The sequence below is a fragment of the Terasakiella sp. 4MB5A genome (assembly GCF_050058155.1).
Taxonomy (GTDB): domain Bacteria; phylum Pseudomonadota; class Alphaproteobacteria; order Rhodospirillales; family Terasakiellaceae; genus Terasakiella; species Terasakiella halodenitrificans.
Genome location: NZ_CP188815.1, coordinates 1,753,113 through 1,779,627 on the forward strand (window position 1 = coordinate 1,753,113; position 26,515 = coordinate 1,779,627).

General features: G+C 47.0%; 22 protein-coding genes. 15 read left to right on the forward strand and 7 right to left on the reverse strand.

Going from position 1 to position 26,515, the window contains the following annotated elements; all coding sequences use genetic code 11:
- Positions 1-204 precede the first annotated feature (204 nt).
- Positions 205-2,928 (reverse strand): Rne/Rng family ribonuclease, encoded by a 2,724-nt coding sequence (locus ACI0FF_RS08030; protein WP_419799587.1) that lies wholly within the window; start codon positions 2,926-2,928, stop codon positions 205-207.
- 649 nt (positions 2,929-3,577) lie between these two features.
- Between ACI0FF_RS08030 and ACI0FF_RS08035 the strand changes: the two genes are divergently transcribed.
- The 9 genes from ACI0FF_RS08035 to ACI0FF_RS08075 all read left to right on the forward strand — a co-directional run bounded on the left by ACI0FF_RS08035 (position 3,578) and on the right by ACI0FF_RS08075 (position 11,013).
- Positions 3,578-4,756 carry an N-acetylmuramoyl-L-alanine amidase gene (locus ACI0FF_RS08035; protein WP_419799588.1) on the forward strand — a complete coding sequence of 393 codons (1,179 nt, stop codon included), beginning with the start codon at positions 3,578-3,580 and terminating at the stop codon, positions 4,754-4,756.
- A 76-nt stretch (positions 4,757-4,832) separates the two neighbouring features.
- The gene (locus ACI0FF_RS08040) at positions 4,833-7,259 is read left to right on the forward strand and encodes a penicillin-binding protein 1A (RefSeq protein WP_426857871.1); all 2,427 of its coding nucleotides are present in this window, start codon (positions 4,833-4,835) and stop codon (positions 7,257-7,259) included.
- A 64-nt stretch (positions 7,260-7,323) separates the two neighbouring features.
- On the forward strand, positions 7,324-8,436 hold the full coding sequence (gene prfB / locus ACI0FF_RS08045; RefSeq protein ID WP_419799590.1) for a peptide chain release factor 2: 1,113 nt from the start codon (positions 7,324-7,326) through the stop codon (positions 8,434-8,436).
- A gap of 5 nt (positions 8,437-8,441) precedes the next feature.
- On the forward strand, positions 8,442-9,242 hold the full coding sequence (locus tag ACI0FF_RS08050; RefSeq protein WP_419799591.1) for an isocitrate lyase/PEP mutase family protein: 801 nt from the start codon (positions 8,442-8,444) through the stop codon (positions 9,240-9,242).
- Between the two features lie 118 nt (positions 9,243-9,360).
- On the forward strand, positions 9,361-9,561 hold the full coding sequence (locus ACI0FF_RS08055; RefSeq protein ID WP_419799592.1) for a type II toxin-antitoxin system CcdA family antitoxin: 201 nt from the start codon (positions 9,361-9,363) through the stop codon (positions 9,559-9,561).
- An 81-nt stretch (positions 9,562-9,642) separates the two neighbouring features.
- A complete protein-coding gene (locus ACI0FF_RS08060) occupies positions 9,643-9,981 on the forward strand; it encodes a transposase (protein ID WP_419799593.1) in 339 nt (112 codons plus the stop codon).
- Positions 9,870-10,304 (forward strand): transposase, encoded by a 435-nt coding sequence (locus ACI0FF_RS08065; protein WP_419799723.1) that lies wholly within the window; start codon positions 9,870-9,872, stop codon positions 10,302-10,304. The genes ACI0FF_RS08060 and ACI0FF_RS08065 overlap by 112 nt, the downstream gene beginning before the upstream one ends.
- 173 nt (positions 10,305-10,477) lie before the next feature.
- Positions 10,478-10,714: a type II toxin-antitoxin system CcdA family antitoxin gene (locus tag ACI0FF_RS08070; protein ID WP_419799594.1), complete on the forward strand. Its 237-nt coding sequence runs from the start codon at positions 10,478-10,480 to the stop codon at positions 10,712-10,714.
- A complete protein-coding gene (locus ACI0FF_RS08075; protein WP_419799595.1) occupies positions 10,714-11,013 on the forward strand; it encodes a CcdB family protein in 300 nt (99 codons plus the stop codon). The genes ACI0FF_RS08070 and ACI0FF_RS08075 overlap by 1 nt, the downstream gene beginning before the upstream one ends.
- 127 nt (positions 11,014-11,140) lie before the next feature.
- Here the strand turns inward: ACI0FF_RS08075 and ACI0FF_RS08080 are convergent, their stop codons facing one another.
- The 4 genes from ACI0FF_RS08080 to ACI0FF_RS08095 form a co-directional block, all read right to left on the reverse strand.
- Complete coding sequence (locus ACI0FF_RS08080) at positions 11,141-12,061, reverse strand: hypothetical protein (protein WP_419799596.1); 921 nt, start codon at positions 12,059-12,061, stop codon at positions 11,141-11,143.
- Between the two features lie 180 nt (positions 12,062-12,241).
- Positions 12,242-13,015 carry a DNA-binding response regulator gene (locus tag ACI0FF_RS08085; RefSeq protein WP_419799597.1) on the reverse strand — a complete coding sequence of 258 codons (774 nt, stop codon included), beginning with the start codon at positions 13,013-13,015 and terminating at the stop codon, positions 12,242-12,244.
- 57 nt (positions 13,016-13,072) lie between these two features.
- Complete coding sequence (gene bcp / locus ACI0FF_RS08090; RefSeq protein ID WP_419799598.1) at positions 13,073-13,537, reverse strand: thioredoxin-dependent thiol peroxidase; 465 nt, start codon at positions 13,535-13,537, stop codon at positions 13,073-13,075.
- A gap of 12 nt (positions 13,538-13,549) precedes the next feature.
- The gene (locus ACI0FF_RS08095; protein ID WP_419799599.1) at positions 13,550-16,552 is read right to left on the reverse strand and encodes a bifunctional [glutamine synthetase] adenylyltransferase/[glutamine synthetase]-adenylyl-L-tyrosine phosphorylase; all 3,003 of its coding nucleotides are present in this window, start codon (positions 16,550-16,552) and stop codon (positions 13,550-13,552) included.
- A gap of 93 nt (positions 16,553-16,645) precedes the next feature.
- On the opposite strand from ACI0FF_RS08095, the gene ACI0FF_RS08100 reads away from it, so the two are divergent.
- The gene (locus ACI0FF_RS08100; RefSeq protein WP_419799600.1) at positions 16,646-19,921 is read left to right on the forward strand and encodes a DUF3971 domain-containing protein; all 3,276 of its coding nucleotides are present in this window, start codon (positions 16,646-16,648) and stop codon (positions 19,919-19,921) included.
- Positions 19,922-20,169: 248 nt separating this feature from the next.
- Here ACI0FF_RS08100 and tyrS read toward each other — a convergent pair whose 3' ends face one another.
- Positions 20,170-21,423, reverse strand: coding sequence for a tyrosine--tRNA ligase (tyrS, locus tag ACI0FF_RS08105; RefSeq protein WP_419799601.1), 1,254 nt, complete (start codon positions 21,421-21,423; stop codon positions 20,170-20,172).
- An 84-nt stretch (positions 21,424-21,507) separates the two neighbouring features.
- Between tyrS and ACI0FF_RS08110 the strand changes: the two genes are divergently transcribed.
- A complete protein-coding gene (locus tag ACI0FF_RS08110; protein ID WP_419799602.1) occupies positions 21,508-22,140 on the forward strand; it encodes a MarC family protein in 633 nt (210 codons plus the stop codon).
- Between the two features lie 34 nt (positions 22,141-22,174).
- Positions 22,175-23,233 (forward strand): anhydro-N-acetylmuramic acid kinase, encoded by a 1,059-nt coding sequence (locus tag ACI0FF_RS08115; protein WP_419799696.1) that lies wholly within the window; start codon positions 22,175-22,177, stop codon positions 23,231-23,233.
- A gap of 54 nt (positions 23,234-23,287) precedes the next feature.
- Here the strand turns inward: ACI0FF_RS08115 and ACI0FF_RS08120 are convergent, their stop codons facing one another.
- The gene (locus ACI0FF_RS08120; RefSeq protein WP_419799603.1) at positions 23,288-23,947 is read right to left on the reverse strand and encodes an alpha/beta hydrolase; all 660 of its coding nucleotides are present in this window, start codon (positions 23,945-23,947) and stop codon (positions 23,288-23,290) included.
- A gap of 230 nt (positions 23,948-24,177) precedes the next feature.
- Here ACI0FF_RS08120 and cysE point away from each other — a divergent pair, with 230 nt between their 5' ends.
- The 3 genes from cysE to ACI0FF_RS08135 are packed head-to-tail and all read left to right on the forward strand — an operon-like array spanning position 24,178 to position 26,486.
- Positions 24,178-24,882, forward strand: coding sequence for a serine O-acetyltransferase (gene cysE / locus ACI0FF_RS08125; RefSeq protein WP_419799604.1), 705 nt, complete (start codon positions 24,178-24,180; stop codon positions 24,880-24,882).
- A 12-nt stretch (positions 24,883-24,894) separates the two neighbouring features.
- On the forward strand, positions 24,895-25,365 hold the full coding sequence (locus ACI0FF_RS08130; protein WP_188666682.1) for an Rrf2 family transcriptional regulator: 471 nt from the start codon (positions 24,895-24,897) through the stop codon (positions 25,363-25,365).
- Between the two features lie 11 nt (positions 25,366-25,376).
- Complete coding sequence (locus ACI0FF_RS08135) at positions 25,377-26,486, forward strand: cysteine desulfurase family protein (protein ID WP_419799605.1); 1,110 nt, start codon at positions 25,377-25,379, stop codon at positions 26,484-26,486.
- The last annotated feature ends 29 nt before the right edge of the window (positions 26,487-26,515 follow it).

A 26,515-nucleotide genomic window follows, 5' to 3' on the forward strand; every position in this document is an offset into this window, starting at 1 on the left:
GTTCGCCTTCACCACATTTTATTGTAACAGGCATGATCTTTTCATTCCTTTAACTAAACGTCATATAAAAAACGTGTTTTTCTGACCTATCGTAATATAGCATAATTTTTACCAAAATAAAGTGTTGAATTGTTACCAAAGTATGAACAAAAAAAGCCCGAAAGAATGATCTTTCGGGCTTTATTTTGTGTCAAGAGAGGGGAGTTAGCGGCTCCACCATCCTTTGCGTTTCGGTTTGTCGTCAGCGACTTCCTGTTGGGAACCATCACTGTTTTTGACAAGGACACCCGTTGCGGCAATCGCGACGGTTTCAACCTTATTTTCAACAACCGCTTTGTGCTCGTCTGTTTTTACCGTTTCAGCAGCCTTTGGCTTGCGCGGTGCACGACGCTTTGGTTTCTCTGCTGGCGTTGCATCCGATACGCTCGCATCGGTTTCATTGCCATCAGCTTCAACCTTTTTCTTGCGTGTGGTTGTGGTACGTCGACGTGTTGTGGTTTTACGCTTTGGCTTTTCTGCGTCTGCATCAGCCTCGGCTTTACCTGTTGCATCCTCTGATTTGGGTGTCTCAACAGGTGCATCGGCACTTTCGCCAGAAGAGGTAGGTGCGGTTTCCTCGTCTTTCTTCTTACGTGTTGTGCGACGACGTACAGGTTTGCGTTTGGGTTTTTCTTCTTCTGCGTCTACGCGAACAGCTTCTGTATCGGTGGATACAACAGCCTCTGCAACAGCGGTGTCATCCTTTGAAGGGGAGTTTTCCTCTATTGCTTCGACAGCAGAAACATCTGTTGTTTCGCGAGGTGCATCGTCATTGCGACGACGGCGCATGCCGCGACGACGCGGACGACGGCGTGTTCTTTCTTCTTGCGTATCGTCACGGGATGTTGTTTCAGCTTCGCTGCTCTCTGTGTCCTGAACATCGTCTGAAGAACCTGCATCAGAGTCATCTTGTGAAGACTCGTTTTCATCAAAATCAGGATCATCTTCATTTGGACGGCGAGAACGACGACGACCACCGCGTTTACCGCGACGACGACGTTTACGCGGTTTGTCATCATCATTATCGTCATCAGAATCTGTTTCTGCGTCACTTTCAACAGTTTCAGAAACCTCTAAGTCTTCAGAAACTTCTTCACTTATCTGACCTTCGTTCTTACGACGGCGCGGGCGGCGGCGGCGGCGGCGTTTACGCCCGTCATCGTCTTGCTCCTGTTCTTGTTCTTCTTCATTACTGTCGAGAACTTCGTCACGAATTTCATCTAAATGGGTGGAATCTTCAGGGCCCAATGGGCGAATGCTCGCTTCTTGTGCGCTTTTTGCCTTGATCCGTTCCAGTTTATATTCAGGCGAGACAAGGCTGTCATCACCCAATAGCTGAACGATCATTTGATAGCGTTCTTCAATACCCGCTAATTGGTCGCGTTTTTGGTTGAGAATATAAAGCGCAACCTGTGTTGGGACATGAACCGTGATTTCATCGGAACGACGGCGAATGCCTTCTTCCTCAATGACACGCAGAACATGAAGAACGGTTGATTCAAGAGAACGGCGCACCCCGGATCCATGACAGAAATGGCAGGTTTCCGTGCTGGTCTCTGTGAAGCTGGGGCGTAAACGTTGACGCGACAGTTCCAGCAGACCAAACGGACTGATGCGTCCGATTTGGATCCGGGCGCGGTCGTTTTTCATGGCTTCTTTAATGCGGCGTTCGACCTGTGCCTGATTACGTGAGATTTCCATATCAATGAAATCGACAACAATCAAACCAGCAAGATCGCGCAAACGTAAAGAACGTGCAATTTCGTCGGCGGCTTCCAGGTTGGTTTTTAACGCAGTTTCTTCGATATTACGTTCTTTTGTAGATCGACCCGAGTTCACGTCAATAGCGACGAGTGCCTCAGTTGGGTTAATCACAATATAACCGCCGGAAGGTAATTGAACGATGGCGCTGTGCATCGCATCAAGCTGTCCTTCCACCTGATAACGATGATAAAGTGGAATTTGCAATTCATCACGATAAGGCTGAACTTTTTTCGCATGGCTGGGGATCAACATTTTCATGAAGTCCTTGGCTGTACGATAGCCTTCTTCGCCTTCCACAAGGACTTCGTCAATATCGCGGCTGTACATATCACGGATTGAACGCTTGATCAGGTTGGCTTCTTCATAGATAAGCGAAGGTGCCTGACTTTGCAGGGTTACATCGCGAATGTTGGACCACAGGCGCATTAAATATTCAAAGTCACGTTTGATTTCTGCTTTTGAACGTTCTGCACCGGCTGTTCTGACGATAACCGCTGTTCCTTTTGGGATGCTCAATTCAGATAAAACAGATTTGAGACGCTTGCGATCTTTGACGTTAGAAATTTTACGTGAAATCCCGCCGCCTTTGTCCGTGTTGGGCATCAAGACGCAATAACGACCCGCAAGTGATAGGTAAGTGGTTAGGGCTGCGCCTTTATTTCCGCGCTCTTCCTTAACGACCTGCACCAAAATGATCTGGCGCTTTTTAATCACTTCCTGAATTTTATAGCGGCGTTGATTACGATAATGCGGGCGAATATGCTCGACCTGCTCGCTATCATCTGAACCGGACTCTTCGACCTCTGTTGCAGGCGAAGATGCCGTATCCTCGTTATTTTCCTCAATATCGGCTTCAAATTCTTCACGATCCGACACAGGGATTTGATAATAATCTGGATGTATCTCATTAAAAGCAAGAAATCCGTGACGATTGCCGCCGTATTCAACGAAGGCAGCTTGTAAGCTGGGCTCTACACGGGTGACTTTTGCGAGATATATGTTTCCTTTGAGCTGTTTACGGCTCGCTGATTCAAATTCCAGTTCTTCTAGTCGATTTCCATCGACGACGACGACCCGGGTCTCTTCCGGATGCGTCGCATCGATTAACATGCGTTTGGTTGCCATTAGGCCTGTAACTCCGATATGCAGAAACCGTTCTTTTCGGGGAGCGCTTCTCAAAGCATGCTGAACCCGCCAATGTATTTCTGCGATAGTCTGTATTGAAATAAATGGTCGAAATGTCGGCGGCGCCCAATGCAGAACATAAAACGGACAGTTCCGTTTTTTGTGCTCTGGTCATGTGGTCTGCTCTTGCCGGCATGAAAACCTCGAAATTAAGTGTATAGTCGCTTTAGCACTTCGTTTCGCACAAATAAGAATTGCGTCAAATCGGCGTGAACATCGGTCTTGCTTAAACCTTATTCCATTTTTGTGAGGATAAATTATTCCGAAAATGGAGTTTTTACAGACAGGAGTGCTTTTTCACGCGGTCGTTAACATAACGGTAGGAATTTAATTTCACAATGTCTTAATCGCGTCATTTATGATTTTCTTTCTTTTAACCTTAAATATATTTTGCATCCCCCTCTTGCAGAAAGTGATGAATTTGAGGTAAATCATAGGAGTCGCGCTTATTTAATTTGTGTTCTTAATCTATTATCGTCGAGCGAAGATGTCGAGCTACCGAACTATAAAGCTACCATTTTTCAGAATGTTATTGTTCTTTTGCTATCTGTTTGGATTCGCAGATACCGCAATAGCGCAGGACGCTAGCATGCCTGTTGTACAAAGTGTACGTGTCGGTCAACATCCTGATCATACTCGCTTTGTTATGGAAGTAAGCGATAATGTGAGTTTTAAAATAACAACCTTAGCCGATCCCTACCGTGTTGTTGTCGATTTCCCTGAGTTGGGCTGGCAACTCCCCGAAGGCTTCAATCCTCGTATGTACGGGGCTTTAAGTGGTTTTCGCTATGGTTTGTTTAAAACGGGGACGTCGCGCATTGTTCTGGATGCAAATGCACCTGTAAAAATAAAACAAACTTTGATGTTGCCTCCGCGTGGGCAGGTGCGAACGTGGCGTTTTGTTATGGATTTGATTCCAACTGATCATTCGACCTTTATGGCGTTGATGAATCCTGCGGTTTATCCTGATCAAGTGGCATCCACACCAACTGCGACGGTTGTTGAAAATAGTGCCCATGTGCAGCAAGCGCGTGTACCAGCGGTTTTACCCCCATCCAAGCCCGCGAAGAAAAGCAAACATGTGGTGGTTATTGATGCCGGACATGGCGGGGTGGACCCTGGCGCGCGTGGTGTAAGTGGGGCATACGAAAAACACATCACTTTGGCGATTGCGCGCCAGTTACGGGATTCTTTGCAAAAAACGGGGCGATATAAAGTGGTGTTGACCCGGGACCGTGATGTTTTTATCCCTTTACGAGAACGAACAGCGATTGCGCGTCGGGCAGGGGCTGATTTGTTCTTGTCGTTACATGCTGACACATTTCGCGATAAATCGGTTCGCGGGGCATCCGTTTATACTTTGTCTGAACGGGCCTCTTCCAAGGAAGCACAAGCTTTGGCCGAGCGCGAAAATAAGGCGGATTTAATTGCAGGTGTTGATCTGTCGTCCACCACAGATGACTTAAGCTTTATTCTGCTGGATATGGCACAACGCGATACCAAAAACCAATCTTCACGCTTTGCTGAAACTTTGGTGAAAGATATTTCCCTGTCAAGCCACGTGTTGCGTAATCCGCACCGTTTTGCAGGGTTTGCTGTGTTGAAGGCGCCGGATGTGCCTGCTGTCTTGGTTGAACTTGGATTCTTGTCGAACAAGCACGATGAACGGGCATTGCGGTCTAAAAAACATCGTGCCAAATTGGCGGAAGCGATTAAAACGTCAATCAATCGGTATTTTAACCGGGTTGAAGAAGCCAATCGTTTATAAAGATCAAGACATTTAACCCCGAGCGGTTATACTGCCGTCCTTTCGTTATTGAATTGTTTGGTTAAGACTTGTGAAAATATTAAAAATCATCACTGGATTGTTGGCGGTTTGTTTGTTTTTTGCCGCGTTGGGCGCAGGGGCCGTTTTGTATGGTTTTTACCATTTCGGCAAAGGCTTACCCGATTATACCCAGTTGAAAGATTACGAACCCCCTGTGATGACCCGTGTGCATGCTGGTGATGGTCAATTGATGGCAGAATATGCCATTGAAAATCGCGTTTTTGTACCGATCAAGGCTATCCCGTTGCGAGTGACACGTGCATTTCTGGCAGCAGAAGATAAAAATTTTTACAACCATATCGGGATCGACCCGATGGGGGTTGCGCGCGCGATTGTTATTAACCTTCGCAATGTTGGGTCCGGGCGTCGACTGGTCGGGGCATCCACCATTACACAACAAGTGGCGAAAAACTTTTTGCTGACAAACGAAGTATCGTATGTGCGCAAAATCAAGGAAGCCATTCTTGCCTTGCGCATTGAAAAAGCCCTAAGCAAAGACAGAATTCTTGAATTGTACCTCAATGAAATTTATCTGGGATATGGATCTTACGGGGTGGCAGCTGCGGCGTTAAACTATTTTAACAAGTCTTTAGGCGATTTAGACATTGAAGAAATTGCCTATCTGGCCGCCTTGCCTAAAGCACCGAATAACTATCACCCCATTCGCAAAACCCAAAAAGCGATTGAGCGACGCAATTGGGTGATTGAACGTATGGTGATTGAAGGTTTGATTGGTCAAGCTGAGGCAGAACAGGCAAAAAAACGCCCGTTAAAAGTTGCGTCTCGTTCTGAAACCGAATTTGTGGCAGCTCCTTACTTTGCCGAAGAGGTCCGCCGTGAACTGGTGGATATGTATGGGGAAGACAAGCTTTATAAAGGCGGATTGTCTGTACATACCACATTGGATCCTGATCTTCAAAACATGGCGCAACGCGTGTTGCAAGACGGTCTGGAAACCTATGACAGACGACATGGCTGGCGTGGTCCGGTCACACGGGTTGAAAATATCCTGTCATGGGAACAACAATTGTCTGATTTTACTGCCCCCAAAGGCGCACCGGCGGATTGGCAACTCGGTGTTGTTATAAAATTAAGTGATCAAAGCGCTGATATTGGTTTCGTTGGTGGTAATCAGGGGATCGTTCCCTTGGAAGAAATGAAATGGGCGCGCCCTTGGATGGAAGGACAAACGCTTGGCCCACGGGTTTCTCGTGCTTCAGATGTCCTTAAGCTTGGCGATGTTGTTTGGGTTAAACCCGTGTTCGCTGACAAAGAAGGTGAAGGAAAACGTATTCAACATTATGCGTTGCGCCAAATTCCCGGTGTACAGGGTGGCATTGTGGCCATGGATCCGCATACTGGTCGTGTGCTGGCAATGGTCGGGGGCTATTCATACGAACGCAGCCAATTTAACCGCGCGACCCAAGCCAACCGCCAACCCGGTTCAGCCTTTAAACCGTTTGTCTATCTGGCGGCATTAGATGAAGGATATACACCATCCACCCTTATTCTGGATGCGCCGTTTGTTCTGGATCAAGGGCCAGGGCAGCCGAAATGGCGCCCGGATAACTACAGTAATAAATTCTATGGTCCCTCGACCATGCGTTTGGGGATTGAAAAATCACGAAACCTGATGACGGTGCGCCTTGCCCAAACTTTGGGTATGGAGAAAATCGCAGAATATGCCAAACGTTTCGACATTACCCCCAATTTACAAGAAACATTGTCAATGGCGCTTGGGGCAGGGGAAACCAAACTGATCAATCTGGCTGCGGCTTATGGGATGTTAGTGAATGGTGGCAAGCGCATTATGCCAACGTTAATTGACCGCATTCAAAATCGTGATGGGATTACCGTTTTTAAACATGATACACGTAATTGTAACGATTGTATGGCGATGCAGTGGCAAGGCGATGAAGCTATCCCGCAAATTATTGATAATCGTGAAAGTGTGACATCACCTGAAAGCGCCTATCAGATTGTATCTATGTTGGAAGGGGTTGTTAAGCGCGGGACCGGGCGACGGATCGCTGCGGTGGGTAAACCATTGGCAGGTAAAACCGGAACAACCAACCAGGAACGTGACAGTTGGTTCATGGGGTTTAGCCCCGATCTTGTGGTCGGTGTGTTTGTTGGCTTTGATACCCCCATTCCTTTGGGAAAACGTGAAACCGGCTCAAGTGTGGCAGCGCCGATTTTCCGTGATTTTATGCAGGAAGCTTTGGCAGATAAGCCGGCAACGCCATTTCGTCTCCCGGATGGGGTACGGATGATCCGTGTCAATGCGCGCACCGGTCAGGATGCGAAAATTGGTGATCAAAATGTTATTTGGGAAGCCTTTAAACAAGGGACATCGCCCAGCCAAAGTAATCGCGTTTTGGAAGGGCAAAGTGATGAGATTATCACGCCGGGCGATGTGGACACAGGCGGTGGTCTATATTGACCGCAGACCTATTACAGTTTAAATAGCGTTCCATCAGATTATTCTTTTCTTTAGGAAAATATCCATGCGTGCCGAAGTTGAAACTCAGGTCGAAAAAATCCGTAAATCTCTTACCTTGTTGCGCAAGCATCTGGATTACGACAATGCTGTGCGACGTCTGGAAGAGCTGAATGCGTTGAGCGAAGATCCAAACCTTTGGAACGATCCGCAAAAAGCACAGGAACTGATGAAAGAACGCACACGTCTTGAAAATGGTATCAAGGCGCTGGAGGAGACCGAACAGGAACTTGCCGACAATATCGAATTGATCGAACTGGGCGAGATGGAAGACGATGCCGATACGGTAAAAGAGGCAGAACAAGCCTTGACCGTCTTGCAGGAACGTGCAGCCAAAGAAGAGATCGAAACCCTGTTGTCCGGTGAGGCCGATGCCAACAACTGTTTCCTTGAGATCAATTCCGGTGCCGGTGGGACCGAGGCGTGCGATTGGGCAAATATCATGTTGCGCATGTACACCCGCTGGGCGGACCAACATGGATGCAAGGTTGAATATATCGAAGAAACAGCGGGGGAAGAAGCCGGCATTAAATCCACAACCATTAAAATTTCCGGTCACAATGCTTATGGTTGGCTGAAAACGGAAAGTGGTGTTCACCGTTTGGTGCGCATTTCACCGTTTGACAGTTCTGCGCGCCGACATACAAGTTTTTCATCTGTCTGGGTCTATCCCGAAGTTGATGACAATATCGAGATTGAAATCGAAGAAAAAGACCTGCGCATTGATACCTACCGTGCCTCCGGTGCCGGGGGGCAGCACGTCAACAAAACGGACTCCGCCATTCGGATCACACATATTCCAACCGGGATTGTGGTGCAGTGTCAGAATGACCGTTCGCAACACAAAAACCGTGCAGCGGCTTATAAAATGCTGCGTGCCCGCCTATATGAAGCAGAACTGCAAAAACGCGAGGCTGAAAGTCAGGCCGAACATGATGCAAAAACGGATATCGGTTGGGGCCATCAGATCCGGTCTTATGTCCTGCAACCCTATCAGATGATCAAGGATTTGCGCACAGGCGTGGAAACCTCCAATTCCCAAGCTGTTCTGGATGGTGACCTTGATCAATTTATGGCGGCGGCCCTTGCCAGCCGGATTAAAGGATCGGATGACGAGTAAGTAATATGACAAAATCAAAGGCACAGATATTTTACGATCTTCACCATAAAGGCGTGCCTTTTATTTTGCCGAACGCATGGGATGCTGGCAGTGCAAAAATGATTGCTCGCGCTGGCTTTCCGGCAGTTGCGACGACAAGCGCGGGGATTGCCTATTCCCACGGCTTGCCAGATGGTAATAACCTTGATCCTGAATTAATGTTTGCGGCTGTTGAACGTATTGTGCGCGCCGTTTCTGTCCCTGTTACAATGGACATGGAAACGGGATACGGCGATATCACAAAAACCGTTAACCGGATTATCGAAATCGGGGCTGTTGGTGCGAATTTGGAAGATGCCGGGGGTGGGGCGGTTGATGATTTATTTCCAATTGATGAGGCGGTTCAAGCTGTAAAAACAGCGAAAGAGGCTGTCGGGGATCGTGTGTTCGTTTTAAACGCACGCTGTGATACCTATTTGACAGGGCAACCTGACGCCTTGGACCAAGCCGTTCTGCGCGGTCGGGCTTATGCAGAGGCTGGCGCGGACTGCGTCTTTATCCCCGGCGTGCTAGACCATGAAGAAATCCGCACATTGGTGAAGGAGATCAAGGCCCCCATTAATATTTTGGGCGGTGTCTCTGCAACACCTTTGTCTTTTAAAGACTATACCGATCTTGGTGTAAACCGCATCACAACAGGCGGATCATTAATGCGCGCAACCTACGCACACCTGAACCGCACCCTTGCACAGTTGCATGATGAAGGCTCGTTCACTTACGCCTGCGACGCTATCCCAGATGCAATGATTAACGACTGGATGAGCTAAATAAATTCGGGATTGAGGCTGATTTGAAAGGCATATACTAAGAGTCCTTTCGAACTCTTCAACTCATTTACAGAATTATGCGCATGATGTATGCTCATGTTAGATGTTGGAGGATCAGATGCCCGGAACACAGACATTAAAAAAACCGACCAACTTATCGCTGGATCAATCGTTATTAGCCGAAGCAAAAGCGCTGAAAATAAATTTATCGCATGCGGCTGAGGCGGGTTTGCGTCAGGCTGTTGCTCGTGCGAAAAGCGAGTGTTGGGAAGTTCGGGGGACTAAGTTGACTAAGTTCACTAAGTTCGGGGGACCATAAGTTCGGATAAGTTCGGGGGACAGTTACCGAATTACTTGCCTAAGCTTTTCATACCTCTTTCAGAAAATGAAGGAGAGCACTATGGCACGTTTAGCGCGCGTAACAATACCGAATTTACCTCATCACATAACCCAACGAGGAAACAGACGACAACAAACATTCTTTTGTGATGCCGATTATGAGTTGTATCTGGATTTATTGGCTGAATGGTGTCTTTTTTACGGCGTTGAAATCTGGGCTTACTGTTTGATGCCCAACCATACACATGTGATAGCGGTTCTAAAACGGAAGTGGCTTTGGGTAGAGCGATGGCAGAAACACATCGGCGTTACACTCGTCATATCAACTTTGAGAAGAAATGGAAAGGTCACCTGTGGCAATCCCGTTTTGCGTCATTTCCAATGGATGAGGCTTATTTGATGAACTGTGCCAGATATGTCGAACTAAATCCCGTGAGGGCCCGATTGTGTAAATATCCAGAAGAATGGCGTTGGAGCAGTGCGCGGGCACATATGTGTGCAAAAGATGACGGACTGGTTCGTGTTGCGCCATTGCTACAGCATGTTGAGAGCTGGCAACGTTTTCTCGCGGATGATTTGTCGCAAAAGGACCATTTAAAATTACAACAGCACGAAAGGACCGGACGACCTTTAGGCGACGACAACTTTGTTCAAAACTTAGAGGAACAGCTTGGCCGCCCTTTATTGCCTAAAAAGCCCGGACCAAAACCGAGAGATCGGTAACTGTCCCCCGAATTCCCGGCCCCCCCGAATTCCCGGTCCCCCGAATTCCCGTGTCCCCCGAATTCCCGAACTGAAAACATTTTGTCAGAAGTCTAAGAGTCCTTTTTAACTCTTCAACTCATTTACAGAATTATGCGCATGATGTATGCTCATTCTAGATGTTGGAGGATCAGATGCCCGGAACACAGACACTTAAAAAACCGACCAACTTATCGCTGGATAAATCGTTATTAGCCGAAGCAAAGGCACTGAAAATCAATTTATCGCATGCGGCTGAGGCGGGTTTGCGTCAGGCTGTTGCTCGTGCGAAAAGCGAGTGTTGGAAAGTTGAAAATGCTGCGGCCCTTGAAAGCTCCAATGATTGGGCAGAGACCCAAGGGCTCCCTCTTGAAAAGTACCGACAGTTCTGATGGCAAAGTATGACGTGTACCCGAACCCAAGCGGCGCCGGTTATTTGTTAGACGTTCAGGCTGATTTGCTTGATGGCCTGAATACGCGAGTTGTGGTTCCACTCTTTGATATTGCGCAAGCCCCAAAACCTGCGAAATATTTGAATCCGGTCTTTGACGTTAATGGTGAACACGTTGTTATGATGACACAGTTCATGGCATCAGTACCCAGCTCAATCCTGACAACCTCCGTTGCAAGACTGCCAAACCAGTTTGCTGAAATTACCAACGCCTTGGATATGGTATTTCAAGGGTTTTGACAGCTGTATAGTTTTTTGTTACCGGGCTTTGGGGTGGTGAAATTATCTTTCTTTAGCGCGCAATTTAATTAGGTGACTGACCGCGATCATCGGAGGACGAAATCTCTGCTGAGGACGATAACGTATGTTATTTAGTTCCACTAGCCATGCAATCGCGAAAATATTTTGTACGCCTAATGCTTTGTGAGTACTCAGCATATGGTATTGAAAAACATATTCTTTCTTTTTGGAAAAAATCTTTCTTCAGAAACATTTCAGAATCATATAGATCTTCTTTCTCCAAGAGGCTCAAAGTGGAGTTCTCTGTCGCCAACTGATTGAGAACCCATTCTTTAGCTTGCCCATTGCACACAACATCGGATGCATAATTCTGAAAAACATCATTTAAAAACAAATTATCATCTTTGTAGTATTTTAAGATGCATGAATATTTTTCACGTTCTTTTTTAGTAGGAAGCCCTGTTTCATAGCATCCTTTATTTCGAAAATGTGTGAGCAACGCTGCAACATCATAAATGTTTCCGTTATTCGCATTTTCTCGGATATTACCGATCCGGTACAAATTCTGTTTATGGCACGGCAAGAGAGCTACCTGCGCATTATATATGCCACGCACAAAGGGAATACGCTTATAAAACAGACTTGTTTGGTAATGTGCAGGGAGTTTGTACTCCGGAGCATCCGTTAACGGAGAAATGCTAAAAAATAAAAAACTTAAGTCAAACAGGCGGTTAATGTTTTTTGTTTGGCGCAAACCTTGTTCTATCTGCTCTATATTATTGTTAACCACACCCTCATAAAACAAGAGTTCTGAATTATTAAATTGAGTTGGATGATTGCGATAATTGCTGCGAATATAGTTTCGTTCTGAGAGAAAATTTAGAATAAAGCTTTCTTTCTCATTATCCGAGTGCTCAACCTCGTAGTTCAAAATTGAATCATACCACGAAATGTCATTTTGATGAGATGTATAAAAATACCAGCTAATAATCAAAACGACTAAAATCAATAGCGACCAAGATAATGCTTTAATTTGGCGAGTATTCAAAATTATACCCTCTCTCACAATTCTTAAATTTAGGATTCAGCCTCGTATTTTTCCTTTCTGCCTGTAATCGTCCTTTAGACCGAGCAAGGTGCAAGAGCGTAGATCGCATAAAAAAGCGGCAGACCTTTCCGAGTGTGTCCGCCGCTTTTTTTAGCCTATAGCATGTAACTTCTGTCAGAGTTATGTGATCTGGAAGCGGCGCAGGCAATCGGCGATGTCGTCGCCGAAATGTTTTCCTTTGCGAACCAGTCCGACAGAATGGGGCAGGGCTTTCAGGCTGGGATGTCCCCAGTCATTACTGGTCAGCAAGGCAAAAGGAATGTCTTTGGAGGCTGGCATGGCAGAAAATGCATTGGCAAGATCAATGCCGGACAGCTCATCAATTTGACCGGAGGCCAAAACCATATCCGGGCGGGTGCGAATGGCAATTTCAAACCCCTTAAACGATGATTTGGCAAATGAAACGCGATAGCCGCATTCTGCCATTTCACGTTCAACAATATGGCCTGTGGCCTTGTCGGGAACGATGACGAGAACTTCGATATTTTTCTTTTCCAGATCACCAAATTCGTGGACAAATTTACTGGTGGATGGCAGTTCGCGTACCAGTTCGGCCCCGGCATTTGGCTTGCCGACTTCGAGGGTGCCGTCCAGCGCCCCTTCAATTTTGTCCAGAAACATGCGGACATTATCGCCATGCGGGTCCGCCATTGTGTCGATCCGTTCCAGATAATCTTCCAGACGGTGTGATAGCAAGCTGACGATACCGAAATCAGCTGCGTGGGCCTGGGCACCCAAAAGCTGGACGTTGCGGCGCAGTTTCGCCATGTCGTCGCTGTTGAAGTTCGAACGCAAATTTTCGCGTTGAACTTCAAGCTGGTTCATAATGTCGCGTGCTTCTTCTAAAAATTCGTTTTCGACCTGAATTTCCAGATCGCTTTTTTTACCGGCCATGTGATGTAATCCCCCATACTCAACTCATCAGAACAATATATGGAAAGTCGATCTAGTTCAAAGTGTTTTAACGGCTTTCAATACCTCTGCGATATGATCTTTGACTTTTACTTTGGGCCAGATCTTTTTGATAATCCCGTTTTCATCAATCAGGAATGTTGTACGCACGATACCCATGAATGTCTTGCCGTACATTTTCTTTTCCTGCCAAACGCCATACGTTTCGCAAAGGTCACTTTCAGCATCTGATACGAGAGGGAAGTTTAATTCCTGTTTGGTTTTAAAGTTATCATGACGTTTGACGGTATCTTTAGATGCCCCGATGATGATGCAGTTTTCAGCCTCAAAAGCCGCATGTTCATCACGAAAACCCTTGGCTTGTGTTGTGCAGCCCGGTGTGCTGTCTTTTGGGTAGAAATAAAGGACAACTTTCTTGCCGCGCAGGCTTGAGAGGCTGAGCTCGCCGTTGCCATCGGTCGGAAGTGTGAAATCGGGGGCCTGGCTGCCTACTTCAAGTGTCATGGTCCGTGATCCTTATTGTTTATCGTCTTGTAAATTGATAGTCGATGCGGGCGTGTCAATCAATTGTTTATAATGTTTCAAAACAAGGTCAGCTGCATTTTTCATCCGTTCACAAAGCATATCGAACGAAGGTTCCCCGCAGGCTTGCACAAGATCGTCTTTTAAAGCATGGGGGAGATCACCGCCGTCTTTCTTTTTCAGTTCAGCTGCAACGGTAAGGCGCAGATAACCTTGAATGATATTCCACAATTCCACGGCAGAGATCAAATCATTGGCCATTGCGTCATCTATAATCTCCAGATCACGGGCCTTATGCAGGACATCAATCGTGTTGTTCTGTAGAATGTCAGGGTAATCGCAAGCATGGCGTAATTGCAGATATTGCGCCATAAAATCAATGTCGACGATACCACCGCGATATTGCTTGATGTCCCAGACGATATCTGTGTGATGTTCTTTATCCATTCTTTTGCGCATATCTGCGACATCAAAGAGAAGCTTATCATTGTCACGTTGTCGACACAGAACATCCTGAATGTGCCGTTCGACCTTGGCACTTAGGGACGGTGCGCCGCTGATAACACGCGCACGCGTCAGGGCCATATGTTCCCATGTCCATGCCGCTTCATTGTGATAACGGATAAAAGAGTCCAGACTGGAGGCAATCGGGCCGGAATTGCCCGAAGGTCTCAATCGCATATCGACTTCATAAAGCATACCATCCCCGGTGGGGGCGGTCAGGGCATTGATAAAGCGTTGTGACAGGCGTGCGTAATATTGTGCGACACTGAGGCTGCGTTCGCCGTTTGATCCGATGCAATCTTCGGGGGCTTCATATATGAAAACAAGATCAAGGTCGCTGGTCGCCGTCATATCCTGACTTCCTGCCTTACCCAGACCGACAATACAAATCTCGCCTTCGTCGATGGTGCCGTGTTTTTGAGCCAATTCGTCAATAACACAGGGCAGAATTTCCTGAATGATGGTTTCTGCGATATGTGTTTGTGCCAGTCCAGATTCTTTAATCGTGACGATTTGGCGTAAGGTTTGTACGCCAACTTGAAATTTACGATCATTGGCCCAACGTCGTGACAGGTCTAGAACATCTTGAAAGTCTCGAGCCTGTTCCAGAACTTTGTGTAAATCCTCGCGTAATTCGTCGACATGGGGAAGCGGTGTAAAGAAATCAGGTGTAAGAACATATTCCAGCAATGTGGAATTACGAGCGAGATGTTCGGCCAGACGCGGGGCTTCCCCCATGACTTCGGCAACCAAATCCAAAAGTTGCGGATTGACCTGAAACATGGAAAAAAGTTGCACGCCTGCGGGAAGCTTGCTCAGGAAATCGTCAAAATGACGAAAGGCGGTGTCCGGTTCCGCCGTTTGTGCCAGAGCATGCAAAAGGGCAGGCATCAAATCGGTCAGGATTTCGCGCGAACGCCGGCTTCGGGTTGCGCGATAGCGGGCATGATGCCAACCGCGCACAGTTGTGTCGACGAACTCAGGATTTTCAAAACCGATGGAACGCAGGTACGTCAGGGTACCAGGGTCGGGATCGCCACCGGTAAAGACAAGGTTGCCTGTTTCATCAGCATGGGTGTTGATCTCGCTGCTTTCTTCGAACAATTCCGCATAATAGGTTTCGACCCGTTCCAGATGAGGGATGAACTCTTTTGCAAAACTGTCCTTATTTTCATAGCCGAGGAAGATAGCCAAGCGTTCCACGGCTTCGTCATCTTCGGGTATGGAATGGGTTTGCTCATCATTGGTCATCTGGATACGATGTTCGACCTTGCGCAGATATTGATAGCTTTCAATCAGGTTATCGCACACGTCTTGCTCAACCTGTTCGGCATTAACCAGTGCCTGCAAGGCTTTACATGTCGGGGCGATGCGAACATCAGGATTACGTCCCCCCCAGATAAGCTGCTGAGTTTGGGCATAAAATTCAATTTCACGAATACCGCCATGCCCCAGTTTGACATTATGTCCGTTCAAGGCAATGTTATGTCCGCCCTTATGTGCGTTGATCTGGCGTTTAATGGCATGAATGTCCTGAATGGCCGCAAAATCCATATATTTGCGCCACATGTAGGGACGTAAAATTTCAAGGAAGGCATAACCTGCTTCGATATCACCGGCAACCGGGCGCGCCTTGATCATGGCAGCACGTTCCCAGTTTTGCCCAATACTTTCATAGTAGGTTTCAGCCGCCAAAACGGATATTGCCAGTGGGGTGGAACCGGGGTCGGGCCGTAAACGAAGATCGGTGCGAAAGACATATCCATGTGCGGTGCGGTCATCCATCATTTGCACCAGTTGTTTGGTCAGGCGCACCATATTTTTTTGTAAATCCCACGGATCGTCCGTTTGAATAATGTCTGTGTCGAAAAGAACAATAATATCCACATCACTGGAATAATTCAGTTCGCGCCCCCCCAGTTTTCCCATACCCAATATGATCAAACCGGAATTTTTTTGTGGATTTTTTTCCGGGTCGGGCAATTTGAAATACCCGCGTTGGTGGCCTTCGCGCAAAAGTGTCCCACAAGCATAATCCAAGGATGTTTCAGCCAATGTTGTCAGATTATCGGTAACTTGAAAAACATCCCATGTCTGACAAATATCAGCTAAAGCGATGGTGAGGGCCGCTTTTCGTTTGGTGATTCGCAACTCTTTGGCCATCGCTTCGCGTTCTGGTTGAGTTTCCCAGAAGGCTGTAAGGTCTGACATTATCTGTTTAAAGGTCTTGTCCGGTCCTTCTTGCATTAAGGTGGAAAAGAATGAAATATCTTTTAAAACACAATGCGTTAGGAATGGACTGTTACCGAAAATAGTGCAAAATATTTTGTGCGCCTGTTCATCTTTTATAAGATGGGTTGCAAACGCCTTGCGTTCAGTGTCATCAATGCGCTCGCAGGCTTCTTGCCAATGAAGAAAACCGACATCTGTTTTTTCTGTATCAGAAGCTTGTGGGAGAGGTCTGTTAACCGTTTGGTACCAAAGTGATGTCATAATAATTTCCCCCAGCTGTGAGCATCTTGTTTTTGCAACAGTGCGCCAACTGGATTTGTTTATCAAGTATGAAAAAGGATTGGATTAAGCCCGGTGGTCTGGAAGACATTAAAACATACACTCCAGATAGTTAGCGCGGTTCTTGCCGGGATTGCGTTGCTGGCGCTTGTGATTGCGTGGAAGTTGTCACAAGGTCCGATTTCTTTGCCGCAACTGACCCCATATATTCTTGACGCTGTTTCGCACAATACCCGCGGCATGACGGTGAAAATTAAAGATACGGTCCTCAGTTGGGAAGGATGGGAACGTACACTTGATATCAAAATTGTCGGTGCGAGTATTTTTACGCGGGATGGTCGCCGCTTGGCCTCTGTGCCTGAAGCCTCGTTGTCTTTAAGCGCGCAAGCTTTATTCAAAGGCGTGGTGGCCCCCAGCAGTATTGAACTGATTGAACCGCAAATTAATTTAATGCGTCATGGTGATGGAACGTTTGCCTTTGAATTGGGGGACGGTATGACGGTGCGGGCAGACCGTGCCTTTCGACTGGATGATTTCATCGGCAAAACACCGGACCCGGCTCGCCCGCTCAGCTTTTTGAAAAAGCTTGTCGTGAGCAAGGCTACGCTTGATTACAATGACCGTAAGAACCAGACAAGTTTGATCGCACCCAATACGTCTTTTGAATTGGAACGTATTGGTGAAACGATGGTGATAGATATCGGCTTGGATATTTTCCTTGGGGGAAAGCCTGCAAAAATAGATTTGAATGCCTCTTATAACCTGACAACTGAGATTTTAGATACTCAAGCAAATATTGGCACCCTTAATGTCGGAGACTTATCCCTTTTATTACCGGAATTGGATGCGCTTAAACCTTTGCAGTTTGATCTTGCTGGGAAGGTTAATGTTGCCTTTGATGCAGATTGGAAAGTACGTTCCTTTTTTGCAGATTTAAAATCGACGAAGGGGAAATTCGTCGTCCCAGAGCCAGCGAAACAGGCCCTGACAATTGATACAATGTCCTTGCGCGCCGCTTATGAAGACTTGGATGGTAAACTTCGCATTCAAGAGGCCATGTTGGCTTTACCTGTCGGAACGTTGGTGAAGCTACCCCAACCGATTGAAGATTATATCCCGATGGAAGTTATACGCCTCAGTGGGGAATATGATGCGCGTTTAGATCAGTTTCAGTTGGATGAATTGAACTTTGATTTAGGCGAAGGTCCGAACGGAACCCTAAAAGGCACATTTGAAGGCATTTTAAATGGTCCTGAGCGTTCGACTGATCTTGTTGGAGAATTATTAAATGTTAATCCATCCAATTTGTATCGCTATTGGCCACGAGGTTTAAATGATGATGCACGCGATTGGGTCGTCAGTAACATTTCCGAAGGTATTGTGCATCGGGCCGGGATCAATCTTTCACTGAGTGCCAATGAAAAAGGCGATATTACCTTGCATCATGTGTTCGGTGATATGGAGATGGATGGCGTCAGTGTCGATTATCTATCGCCGATGCCTAAAGTCAGAAATGCCAGCGGTTGGGCAAAATACGATCATCAGTCTTTTAAAATTACGGTTACAAGCGGTGAAGTCGACACCATCAAACTGAAAAAGGCACAAATCGATATTGTCGGTTTGGATGAGTATGATCAACGACTTAATTTGTCTTTGACGGCAGCAGGACCCTTGCGCGACACATTGGCTTTTATTGACAATAAACCGTTGGGGTTTGCCAAGGCGTTGGGGATTTCACCTGAAAAAACATCAGGTGAGGCGGTGACGGATATGACGATGTCTTTCCTGTTGTTGAATGATCTGGATTGGGACGGTGTTGATGTGCAGGCCAAGGCCAAAGGGGCGAACATTGCAATTAAGGATGTCATGTTCGATGAAGATATCAGCAAAGGCGAGATTGATCTGGTCGTTGACAAAAAAGGAATGGATGTTGAAGGTAAAATTATCCTTGGTTCAATCCCCGCCGATTTAAAATGGCGTGAGAATTTCACGCAGAATACTTTGTTTAAACGTCGTTTCTTATTGGACGGTGTTGTGAACGAGGACCAGCGGATCAAGGAATTGCGGTTGGATTTTCCGCCTTTTAATAACAAAATTATTGATGGGCCTGTTCATGTGGATGCGACCATTACGGAAGATTGGGGCGGTGTCGGTATTTTGGAAGCCTTTGCAGACTTGGAAGGGGCTGAAATTGATATTCCGGTTATTCATTGGCGAAAAGAAGCCGAAGGGGCGGGGGAAGCCTATGCCAAAGTCAACTTTAATTCTGATCGTTTAATTGGTGTGCCTTATTTCTCTGTATCCAGTGGAGATTTAAAGGCGTCCGGGTCGATTGCGCTGGATGCGCAAGGCAAACAAATTCAGACAATGCAAATTTCTCGCTTTCAGGCAGGAAAAACAAATATTACGAATGGCACAATCCTTTATTCACCACGCGTGGGATGGGAACTTGATATTACGGGTGAAAGTCTGGATCTGACCCATGTGTTGAAAAATAGCCGCCAAAATAGCGAAAATGCGCAATTGGAGGAGGAAAAAGACACGGACCTACCCGGAACCTTTTCCGGTCGATTTGATCGTGTTTGGCTGGATGATGAATATACACTGGATACGGTGGCAGGGGCCCTGTCTTCGGATGGTAAAATCTGGACGCAAGCCCATCTCAGCGGTGTGGTTGGTGGTGGAAAACCTTTTATGATTGATTTGTCACCGGATGGACAAAACCGCAGACTAAAAATGGAAACGGGTGATGCGGGTGCTTTGTTACGGGCATTGGACATGTTCGATGATATGAAAGGCGGGGATTTGACGATTGAAGGGGTGATTAATGATGATGTCCCACGCCGTCCCCTTGTGGGGAGTATTCGCATCAGTGATTATCGCATTACCAAGGTTCCTGCATTGGCAAAACTTTTAAGTCTTGCCGCCTTGACAGGTGTATTGGATAGCTTGCAAGGCGATGGTATTGGGTTTTCAACACTGGTTTCACCATTCAAGTATGATGGTGGGGTGATTGAATTTAAAGATGGTCGCACGAACGGTATTTCATTGGGTCTGACATGGGAAGGCAAGATTTATACCTTTGCCAAGGTGGCCGATATTTCAGGCACGGTTGTACCCGCTTATGGATTAAATTCGTTGTTGGGCAACGTGCCGATCTTGGGTAATCTCTTTTCTGCCGGGGAAAAAGGTGGCGGCTTGTTTGCCTGGACTTATACGGTTAAAGGCAACCTTGATGATGCCGACGTCAGCGTAAACCCTGTCAGCGCGCTTGCGCCCGGTGTGTTGCGCAAACTCTTTCAAATCGGCGATGGAAAAAGCTCCTCTCCAGAGGAAGTACCTAGAAAATAAAAAGGCTTCCTCGTTTTGAAGGAAGCCTGCCTCAGGTTATTGACAAAGCTCCAAGTGTCATCCCCGACCCCGATCGGGGATCCATCTTCATCCATTGAGAGGTATCTAACCAGTTGATTTAAAATGGATCCCGCATCAAGTGCGGGATGACAGTTTTGGTCAATTATCTACGAAAAACACTTTGTCAGCAGTCTGAGGCTACCTTGTTTTGAAGGAAGCCTTTTTTTATTTTCCAATATTGCCCTGGCTTAAATCGGTTTGATTAAAGCGTGGCGTTTTTTGCCAAAGGACAGCTTGATTAATCCATCGTCGTTGGCATCGGCCAATGTGATGAGTTGATTTTCATCACTAATGGCATTGTCATTGAGACGGGCACCACCGCCTTTGATGGCGCGGCGGGCTTCGCCACCGGATTTTGCCAATTCAACCCGGCGCATGGCATCAAAGGCAGGAATGCCATCTTTGAGATCGCTTTGCGAAATCTCGTATGTCGGCAGGTCTTTGCCTAATTGGCCTTCTTCAAAGGTTTTCTTGGCGGTTTCAGCCGCATTTAAGGCTGCTTCTTCGCCCCGGCACAGTTTGGTGACTTCATGAGCGAGGATTTTTTTGGCTTCGTTTAATTCTTGCCCCTGCAAGGCTTCCAACTTGGCAATTTCATCTAGTGGAAGTTCGGTAAACAATTTCAGGAAACGACCGACATCGGCATCCGATGTGTTGCGCCAGTATTGCCAGAAATCATAGGCTGACAGCATATCGTCATTTAACCAGACAGCCCCATTTGCCGTTTTCCCCATTTTCTGGCCACTGGATGTGGTCAGCAGAGGAACCGTCAGACCGAAAACTTCGTTGCCGGAAACGCGGCGGGTCAATTCAACGCCGTTGATGATGTTGCCCCATTGGTCTGATCCCCCCATTTGCAGGGATAGGCCGTGGCGTTTATTCAGTTCATAGAAATCATAGGCCTGAAGGATCATGTAGTTAAATTCAAGGAAAGTCAGCGGCTGTTCCCGGTCAAGGCGCAGGCGAACGCTGTCAAAACTCATCATGCGGTTGATGGTGAAATGACGACCGAAATCACGCAGGAATTCAAGGTAGGATAACCCAGATAGCCAGTCATCGTTATTAACCATGATGGCATCGCTGTTGCCTTCACCGAAATTGAGATATTTGCCAAAAACGGTTTTGATGCCAGCCATGTTATTGCTGATGAATTCATCCGTCATAACCGGGCGGGTGGCATCTTTACCGGACGGGTCGCCTACTTTTGTGGTGCCGCCCCCCATTAAAACAACAGGTTTATGCCCCGTTTTTTGCAGCCAACGCAGCAGCATAATCGGTAAAAGGCTACCAATATGTAGGCTGGTTGCCGTGCAATCAAACCCGATATACGCCGTAATAACCTCTTTTGCGGCTTTTTCGTCCAAGGCTTCAATGTCTGTGCACTGGTTGATAAAACCGCGCTCTGACAAAATGCGAATGAAATCGGATTTGTAATTGGTCATGGATAGGGTTTTCCTGAAAAACGCTTTACTTTACTATGAGGCGGGCCTACTTAGCATAAAACGACAAGGGTGCTCTATATAAAAATGACGGATATTATTCTTCAGACTTTTGTTACGATGTTCGTAATTATCGACCCGATTGGCCTGACACCAATGTTTATTGGGCTGACATCGGGCGCAAATGTTGCTTATCGGCGGAAAATGGCGTTACGCGCAGTCCTTTTTGCCGCTTGTATTCTTGCTTTTTTTGCTTTGATTGGACATGAATTTCTCGGCTTGCTGGGGATTGAAATGTCATCATTTCGCATTGCGGGCGGGGCCATGTTGTTTTTAACCGGCCTGGAAATGGTTTTTGGCAAGCGAACAACACGACGTAGTGAAAATGCCGAAGAAATCGTTGCAGAACATGAAATGGAAGATATTTCCGTCTTTCCACTGGCGATCCCCTTTTTGGCAGGGCCAGGATCAATCACATCCATCATGCTGTTGATGGAAGGTCAGGACGGTAATTATGAAGGCCAGTTCGTGATTTTGGCCGTTACGGGTGTGGTGTTGCTGGTCAGCCTCATTTTGTTTATGTTGTCAGATAAGTTGGAAAAGATATTGGGACAAACAGTCTCCAGTATTTTTTCACGTATTTTAGGTGTTCTACTGGCGGCGCTGGCTTCGCAATATATTATTGACGGATTGCGTACCGCCTTATTCAGCAATACATAAAGGGAAACCAATCGTGAAACTGGTTCTGGGGTTAATGAGCGGTACATCACTGGATGGTATTGATGTTGCGTTGATCAGAACCGACGGGGATAAGGTGGGCGAGTTACTGGGCTTTCAAACTTACCCTTATGATGAAGGCTTTCGTGAAAATGTTCAGACCAGTTTCGGTCATAAAGATGATTTCGGTGATCTGGAAGAACAAGTCACACAACGCCATATTCAGGCGGTTGAACGCTTCTTGCAGGCAGAAGGTTTTGCACGTTCCGACATTGATTTAATCGGCTTTCACGGACAAACGGTTTTTCATGACCCCGCAGCAGCTCTAACCATACAATTGGGAAATGGCGCAGATATGGCACGTGCCGTGGGTATTGATGTGGTGAATGATTTGCGCACTGCTGACGTGATGGCAGGGGGACAAGGGGCACCATTGGTTCCTGTTTTTCATCGTGCTTTGGTGCAGCAAAGCAATCTGAAGGGGCCGATAGCCATATTAAATTTGGGTGGTGTCGGTAACGTGACATGGATTGGCAGGGATGGTGAACTTCTGGCATTCGATACAGGACCGGGAAATGCCTTGATTGATGACTGGGTCAAGCGCCATACGGGGAAACCTTATGACGAAGACGGCAAAATAGCATCGTGCGGCAACATTCATGATGACTGTGTAAACACTTTTATCTGTCACCCTTATTTTCAGAAATCAGCGCCCAAAAGTCTGGATCGGGATGAGTTTAAATCCTTTGCCTTTGATCTGGTAGATGGCTTGAGTGTCGAAGATGGTGCGGCAACCTTGGCGGCTTTTAGTATCGCCTCGGTTATCAAAGCGCAGGATGAATTCCCTTATTGGCCTGAACGTTGGGTCGTCTGCGGCGGGGGGCGCTTAAATAAATCGTTGATGAGTGCCTTTCGCGCCTATCTGTATGCTGATGTGCGAACCGCAGAAGATGTTGGCTGGAATGGCGATGCGATTGAGGCACAGGCCTTTGCCTATTTGGCGGCACGTAGTGCAGAAGGTCTGGAGATTACATTTCCCGGCACAACAGGGGTTTCCAAACCGATAAGCGGTGGTGTGTTCAATAAGGCACGATAAAAAATGGCCCCACATCAAATGCAGAGCCATTTTCATTTTTATCTACTGACTTAATTATTCGGCAGCCAGTTCAATAATGCGACGGTCCAGATAATCACCGACGAATTGTTTAATAAGTTCGGCTTCGCTTTCATTATTAAAATAATGCGTTGCCTCTGAAATGCGTTCGTAAGTGATGCTGATGTTTTTCTGGCTGTCCAGTTTGTTGACCAGTTTTTGAACTGATTCTTCCGGTACAACATCATCGGCATCGCCATGAATGACCAATCCTGAAGCCGGGCACGGCGCAAGGAATGAGAAATCATACAGGTTTGCAGGAGGGGCAACGGAGATAAAACCGTTAATTTCCGGGCGACGCATCATCAGTTGCATACCGATCCATGCGCCGAACGAAAAACCGCCAACCCAACAAATACGGGCATTCGGGTTGTGTGTTTGCATCCAGTCCAGTGCGGCTGCAGCATCGGATAATTCACCAATGCCGCTGTCGAAAATCCCTTGTGAACGTCCGACACCACGGAAATTGAAACGCAAGACAGAAAAGCCGCGTTCCTTAAATGCTTTGAACAACGTGTAGGTCACGCGGTTGTTCATTGTGCCACCCTGTTCGGGATGGGGATGGAGCAAAAGTGCAACGGGTGCGTTGGGGGTGTTGCTGTGATGGTAACGCCCTTCGAGGCGACCTTCAGGTCCATTGAAAATGACTTCAGGCATTTTTCTCAGACGAATCCTTTAGGTAAGAATATAAAAAATTAAAAATCCGACTACTTTTTGCGGGTATTGCAGAAAAATATAGAAAACTGCTCTTCATAAACTTGACTAAAATAGTCGGGCATTCTATATTCCCTAGCAACAAGCTATGAAATAGTGTCAATCGGTCGTCAGATCAATGGTGCTTCTCATAGCGCAAAATGGATAAAGATACTAGCAAAACGTGGTCTGCCGTGTTTAAAAGATTTAAAGAAGACATCGACTCATTCATTCAACGCGACCCTGCGGCCAAGTCCCGCTTGGAAGTTATCCTTTGTTATCCGGGTTTGCACGCGTTGATGTTTTATCGTGTTTCGCATGCTTTATGGCTGCGTGACTGGCGCCTGTTGGGACGTTTTTTATCCCATGTTGGTAAAATTCTTTCAGGCATCGAAATCCACCCCGGTGCAACGATCGGTCGACGTTTCTTTATTGACCACGGCACAGGGGTTGTAATCGGTGAAACGGCAGAGGTTGGCGACGATGTTATGCTTTATCAAGGTGTTACATTGGGCGGGACTTCATTGGAAGAAGGTAAGCGTCACCCCACGTTGGAAGATGGTGTGATTGTAGGGTCCGGTGCGCAAGTTCTTGGTCCACATGTTATCGGTGCCGGTGCGCGTATCGGTGCCAATGCCGTTGTGTTGGAAGATGTTCCCCCTGGGGTCACGATGGTTGGTATTCCGGCCAAGATGGTGATGGGGCGTAAAAAGAAAGACAATGGCGATTTCTGTGCTTATGGAACGCCAGACGGTATGACCGACCCGATGGTTCGTACCATTGAAATGTTACGCAATGAAATTCATGCGTTGAAGAATCGGGTTGAAGAATTAGAAGGCGATGATGTCGAAAATAAATCCGAAAAGAAATTAGATGTCGTTTCCTGCGGGCGTAAATAGGGAGTTTTTGCCGTGAAGTTAAGTACAAAAGGTCGTTATGCCGTGATGGCAATGGTTGATCTGGCCTGTAACAGCAAAGGCACGCCGGTGTCTTTGGCAGATATTGCGGAACGTCAAGAAATTTCACTGTCCTATCTGGAACAGTTGTTCGGCAAGTTACGCAAAGGTGATTTGGTTAAAAGTGTGCGTGGTCCCGGTGGTGGGTATTTGTTGTCACGCGATTGTTCAGAAGTGCGTGTCTCCGATATCATTATCTCGGTGGATGAACCAATTACGGCAACGCGCTGTACACCGGGTAATCCGAACGGCTGTCGTGAGAACAAAAGCCGTTGTTTGACGCACGATCTCTGGACTGAACTGGGAAATCAGATTTATCTGTATCTAAGTTCGGTTTCTTTGGAAGATATTGTTGAAAAACGATTGCTAGGGACCAGTAACCTGTTTAATGCGGCGGTTCGTGCCAAGGTCGAGGCCGCAGAGTAAAGATTAAAGTCATGTCACGTATTGCATATATGGATTACAACGCGACAGCGCCGGTGTTTCCATCGGTCGCACATGCCATGAGTACGGCAATTGCCCATGTTGGCAATCCGTCTTCTGTGCATCGTCTGGGACGCGAAGCGCGTGCCATGATGGAAGAAGCGCGTGAATCCGTGGCCGGCCTTGTGAATGTCCCGCGTGATTGGGTGATTTTTACCAGCGGTGGGACCGAGGCGGATGCGCTGGCCCTGAAAGGGTCTGGCTGCGAACGTGTATTGGTTTCAGCCGTTGAGCATGCAGCCGTGCTGAACGTACGTGAGGATGCAGAAATCCTGCCGGTCGATGGCAACGGAATTGTTGATTTAAACGCCTTGGAAACAGCACTAAAAGAGGATAACCGTTCAACCTTAGTCAGTGTGGTTGGGGCAAACAATGAAACAGGCGTGATTGAACCGATTGGTGAGATCGTTGAAATCGCCCATCGTTACGGCGCATTGGTTCATTGTGATGCTGTGCAGATGGCTGGAAAATGCACATTTGATATTTCGGCACTTGATCTTGATTTTGCGAGTTTGTCTTCGCACAAAATCGGCGGCCCACAAGGTGTTGGTGCGCTGATTAAACGCGAGGGACTAAAGCTGGAGTCCATGTTTAAAGGCGGCGGGCAGGAACGGTCCATGCGTGGCGGGACTGAAAATCTAAGCGGTATCGTTGGCTTTGGTGCAGCGGCTCGTGAAAAGGTGAATTTTGTTGAAATCGAAGCCTTACGTGACGATTTGGAAAGACAAGTGAAGGAGCTCGGCGGCGTTATTTTTGGTGATCAAGTTAAGCGTTTGCCCAATACAAGTTATTTTGCCTTGATGGGGATGCCCAGTGATCGTCAAGTGATGGCGCTGGATCTTGCCAATGTTATGGTGAGTGCCGGGTCGGCCTGTTCCAGCGGGAAGGTGAAAGCGTCACATGTGCTGAAGGCGATGAAGATTGATGACGATGTTGCGAATTGTGCCATTCGGGTTTCGTTAGGATGGAATAGTTCAAAAGAAGATGTGGAAATGTTTGTACAAGCTTGGAAAAAGTTGGTAGAGCGCGTACAGGCCAAACAGACGAAGAGTGATGCCGCTTAAGGCAATTAGTTTTGGATTGAAGAAAAAGA

Bases quoted from the DNA above. Each gene is read 5' to 3' on its own strand.
- ACI0FF_RS08030 (WP_419799587.1), bottom strand. From the start codon at position 2,928: ATGGCAACCAAACGCATGTTAATCGATGCGACGCATCCGGAAGAGACC.
- ACI0FF_RS08110 (WP_419799602.1), top strand. From the start codon at position 21,508: ATGACGGATATTATTCTTCAGACTTTTGTTACGATGTTCGTAATTATC.
- ACI0FF_RS08120 (WP_419799603.1), bottom strand. From the start codon at position 23,947: ATGCCTGAAGTCATTTTCAATGGACCTGAAGGTCGCCTCGAAGGGCGT.
- ACI0FF_RS08055 (WP_419799592.1), top strand. From the start codon at position 9,361: ATGCCCGGAACACAGACATTAAAAAAACCGACCAACTTATCGCTGGAT.
- ACI0FF_RS08085 (WP_419799597.1), bottom strand. From the start codon at position 13,015: ATGGCCGGTAAAAAAAGCGATCTGGAAATTCAGGTCGAAAACGAATTT.
- ACI0FF_RS08050 (WP_419799591.1), top strand. From the start codon at position 8,442: ATGACAAAATCAAAGGCACAGATATTTTACGATCTTCACCATAAAGGC.
- bcp (WP_419799598.1), bottom strand. From the start codon at position 13,537: ATGACACTTGAAGTAGGCAGCCAGGCCCCCGATTTCACACTTCCGACC.
- tyrS (WP_419799601.1), bottom strand. From the start codon at position 21,423: ATGACCAATTACAAATCCGATTTCATTCGCATTTTGTCAGAGCGCGGT.
- ACI0FF_RS08135 (WP_419799605.1), top strand. From the start codon at position 25,377: ATGTCACGTATTGCATATATGGATTACAACGCGACAGCGCCGGTGTTT.
- ACI0FF_RS08035 (WP_419799588.1), top strand. From the start codon at position 3,578: ATGCCTGTTGTACAAAGTGTACGTGTCGGTCAACATCCTGATCATACT.
- prfB (WP_419799590.1), top strand. From the start codon at position 7,324: ATGCGTGCCGAAGTTGAAACTCAGGTCGAAAAAATCCGTAAATCTCTT.
- ACI0FF_RS08095 (WP_419799599.1), bottom strand. From the start codon at position 16,552: ATGACATCACTTTGGTACCAAACGGTTAACAGACCTCTCCCACAAGCT.
- ACI0FF_RS08115 (WP_419799696.1), top strand. From the start codon at position 22,175: ATGAGCGGTACATCACTGGATGGTATTGATGTTGCGTTGATCAGAACC.
- ACI0FF_RS08060 (WP_419799593.1), top strand. From the start codon at position 9,643: ATGGCACGTTTAGCGCGCGTAACAATACCGAATTTACCTCATCACATA.
- ACI0FF_RS08065 (WP_419799723.1), top strand. From the start codon at position 9,870: ATGGCAGAAACACATCGGCGTTACACTCGTCATATCAACTTTGAGAAG.
- ACI0FF_RS08070 (WP_419799594.1), top strand. From the start codon at position 10,478: ATGCCCGGAACACAGACACTTAAAAAACCGACCAACTTATCGCTGGAT.
- ACI0FF_RS08075 (WP_419799595.1), top strand. From the start codon at position 10,714: ATGGCAAAGTATGACGTGTACCCGAACCCAAGCGGCGCCGGTTATTTG.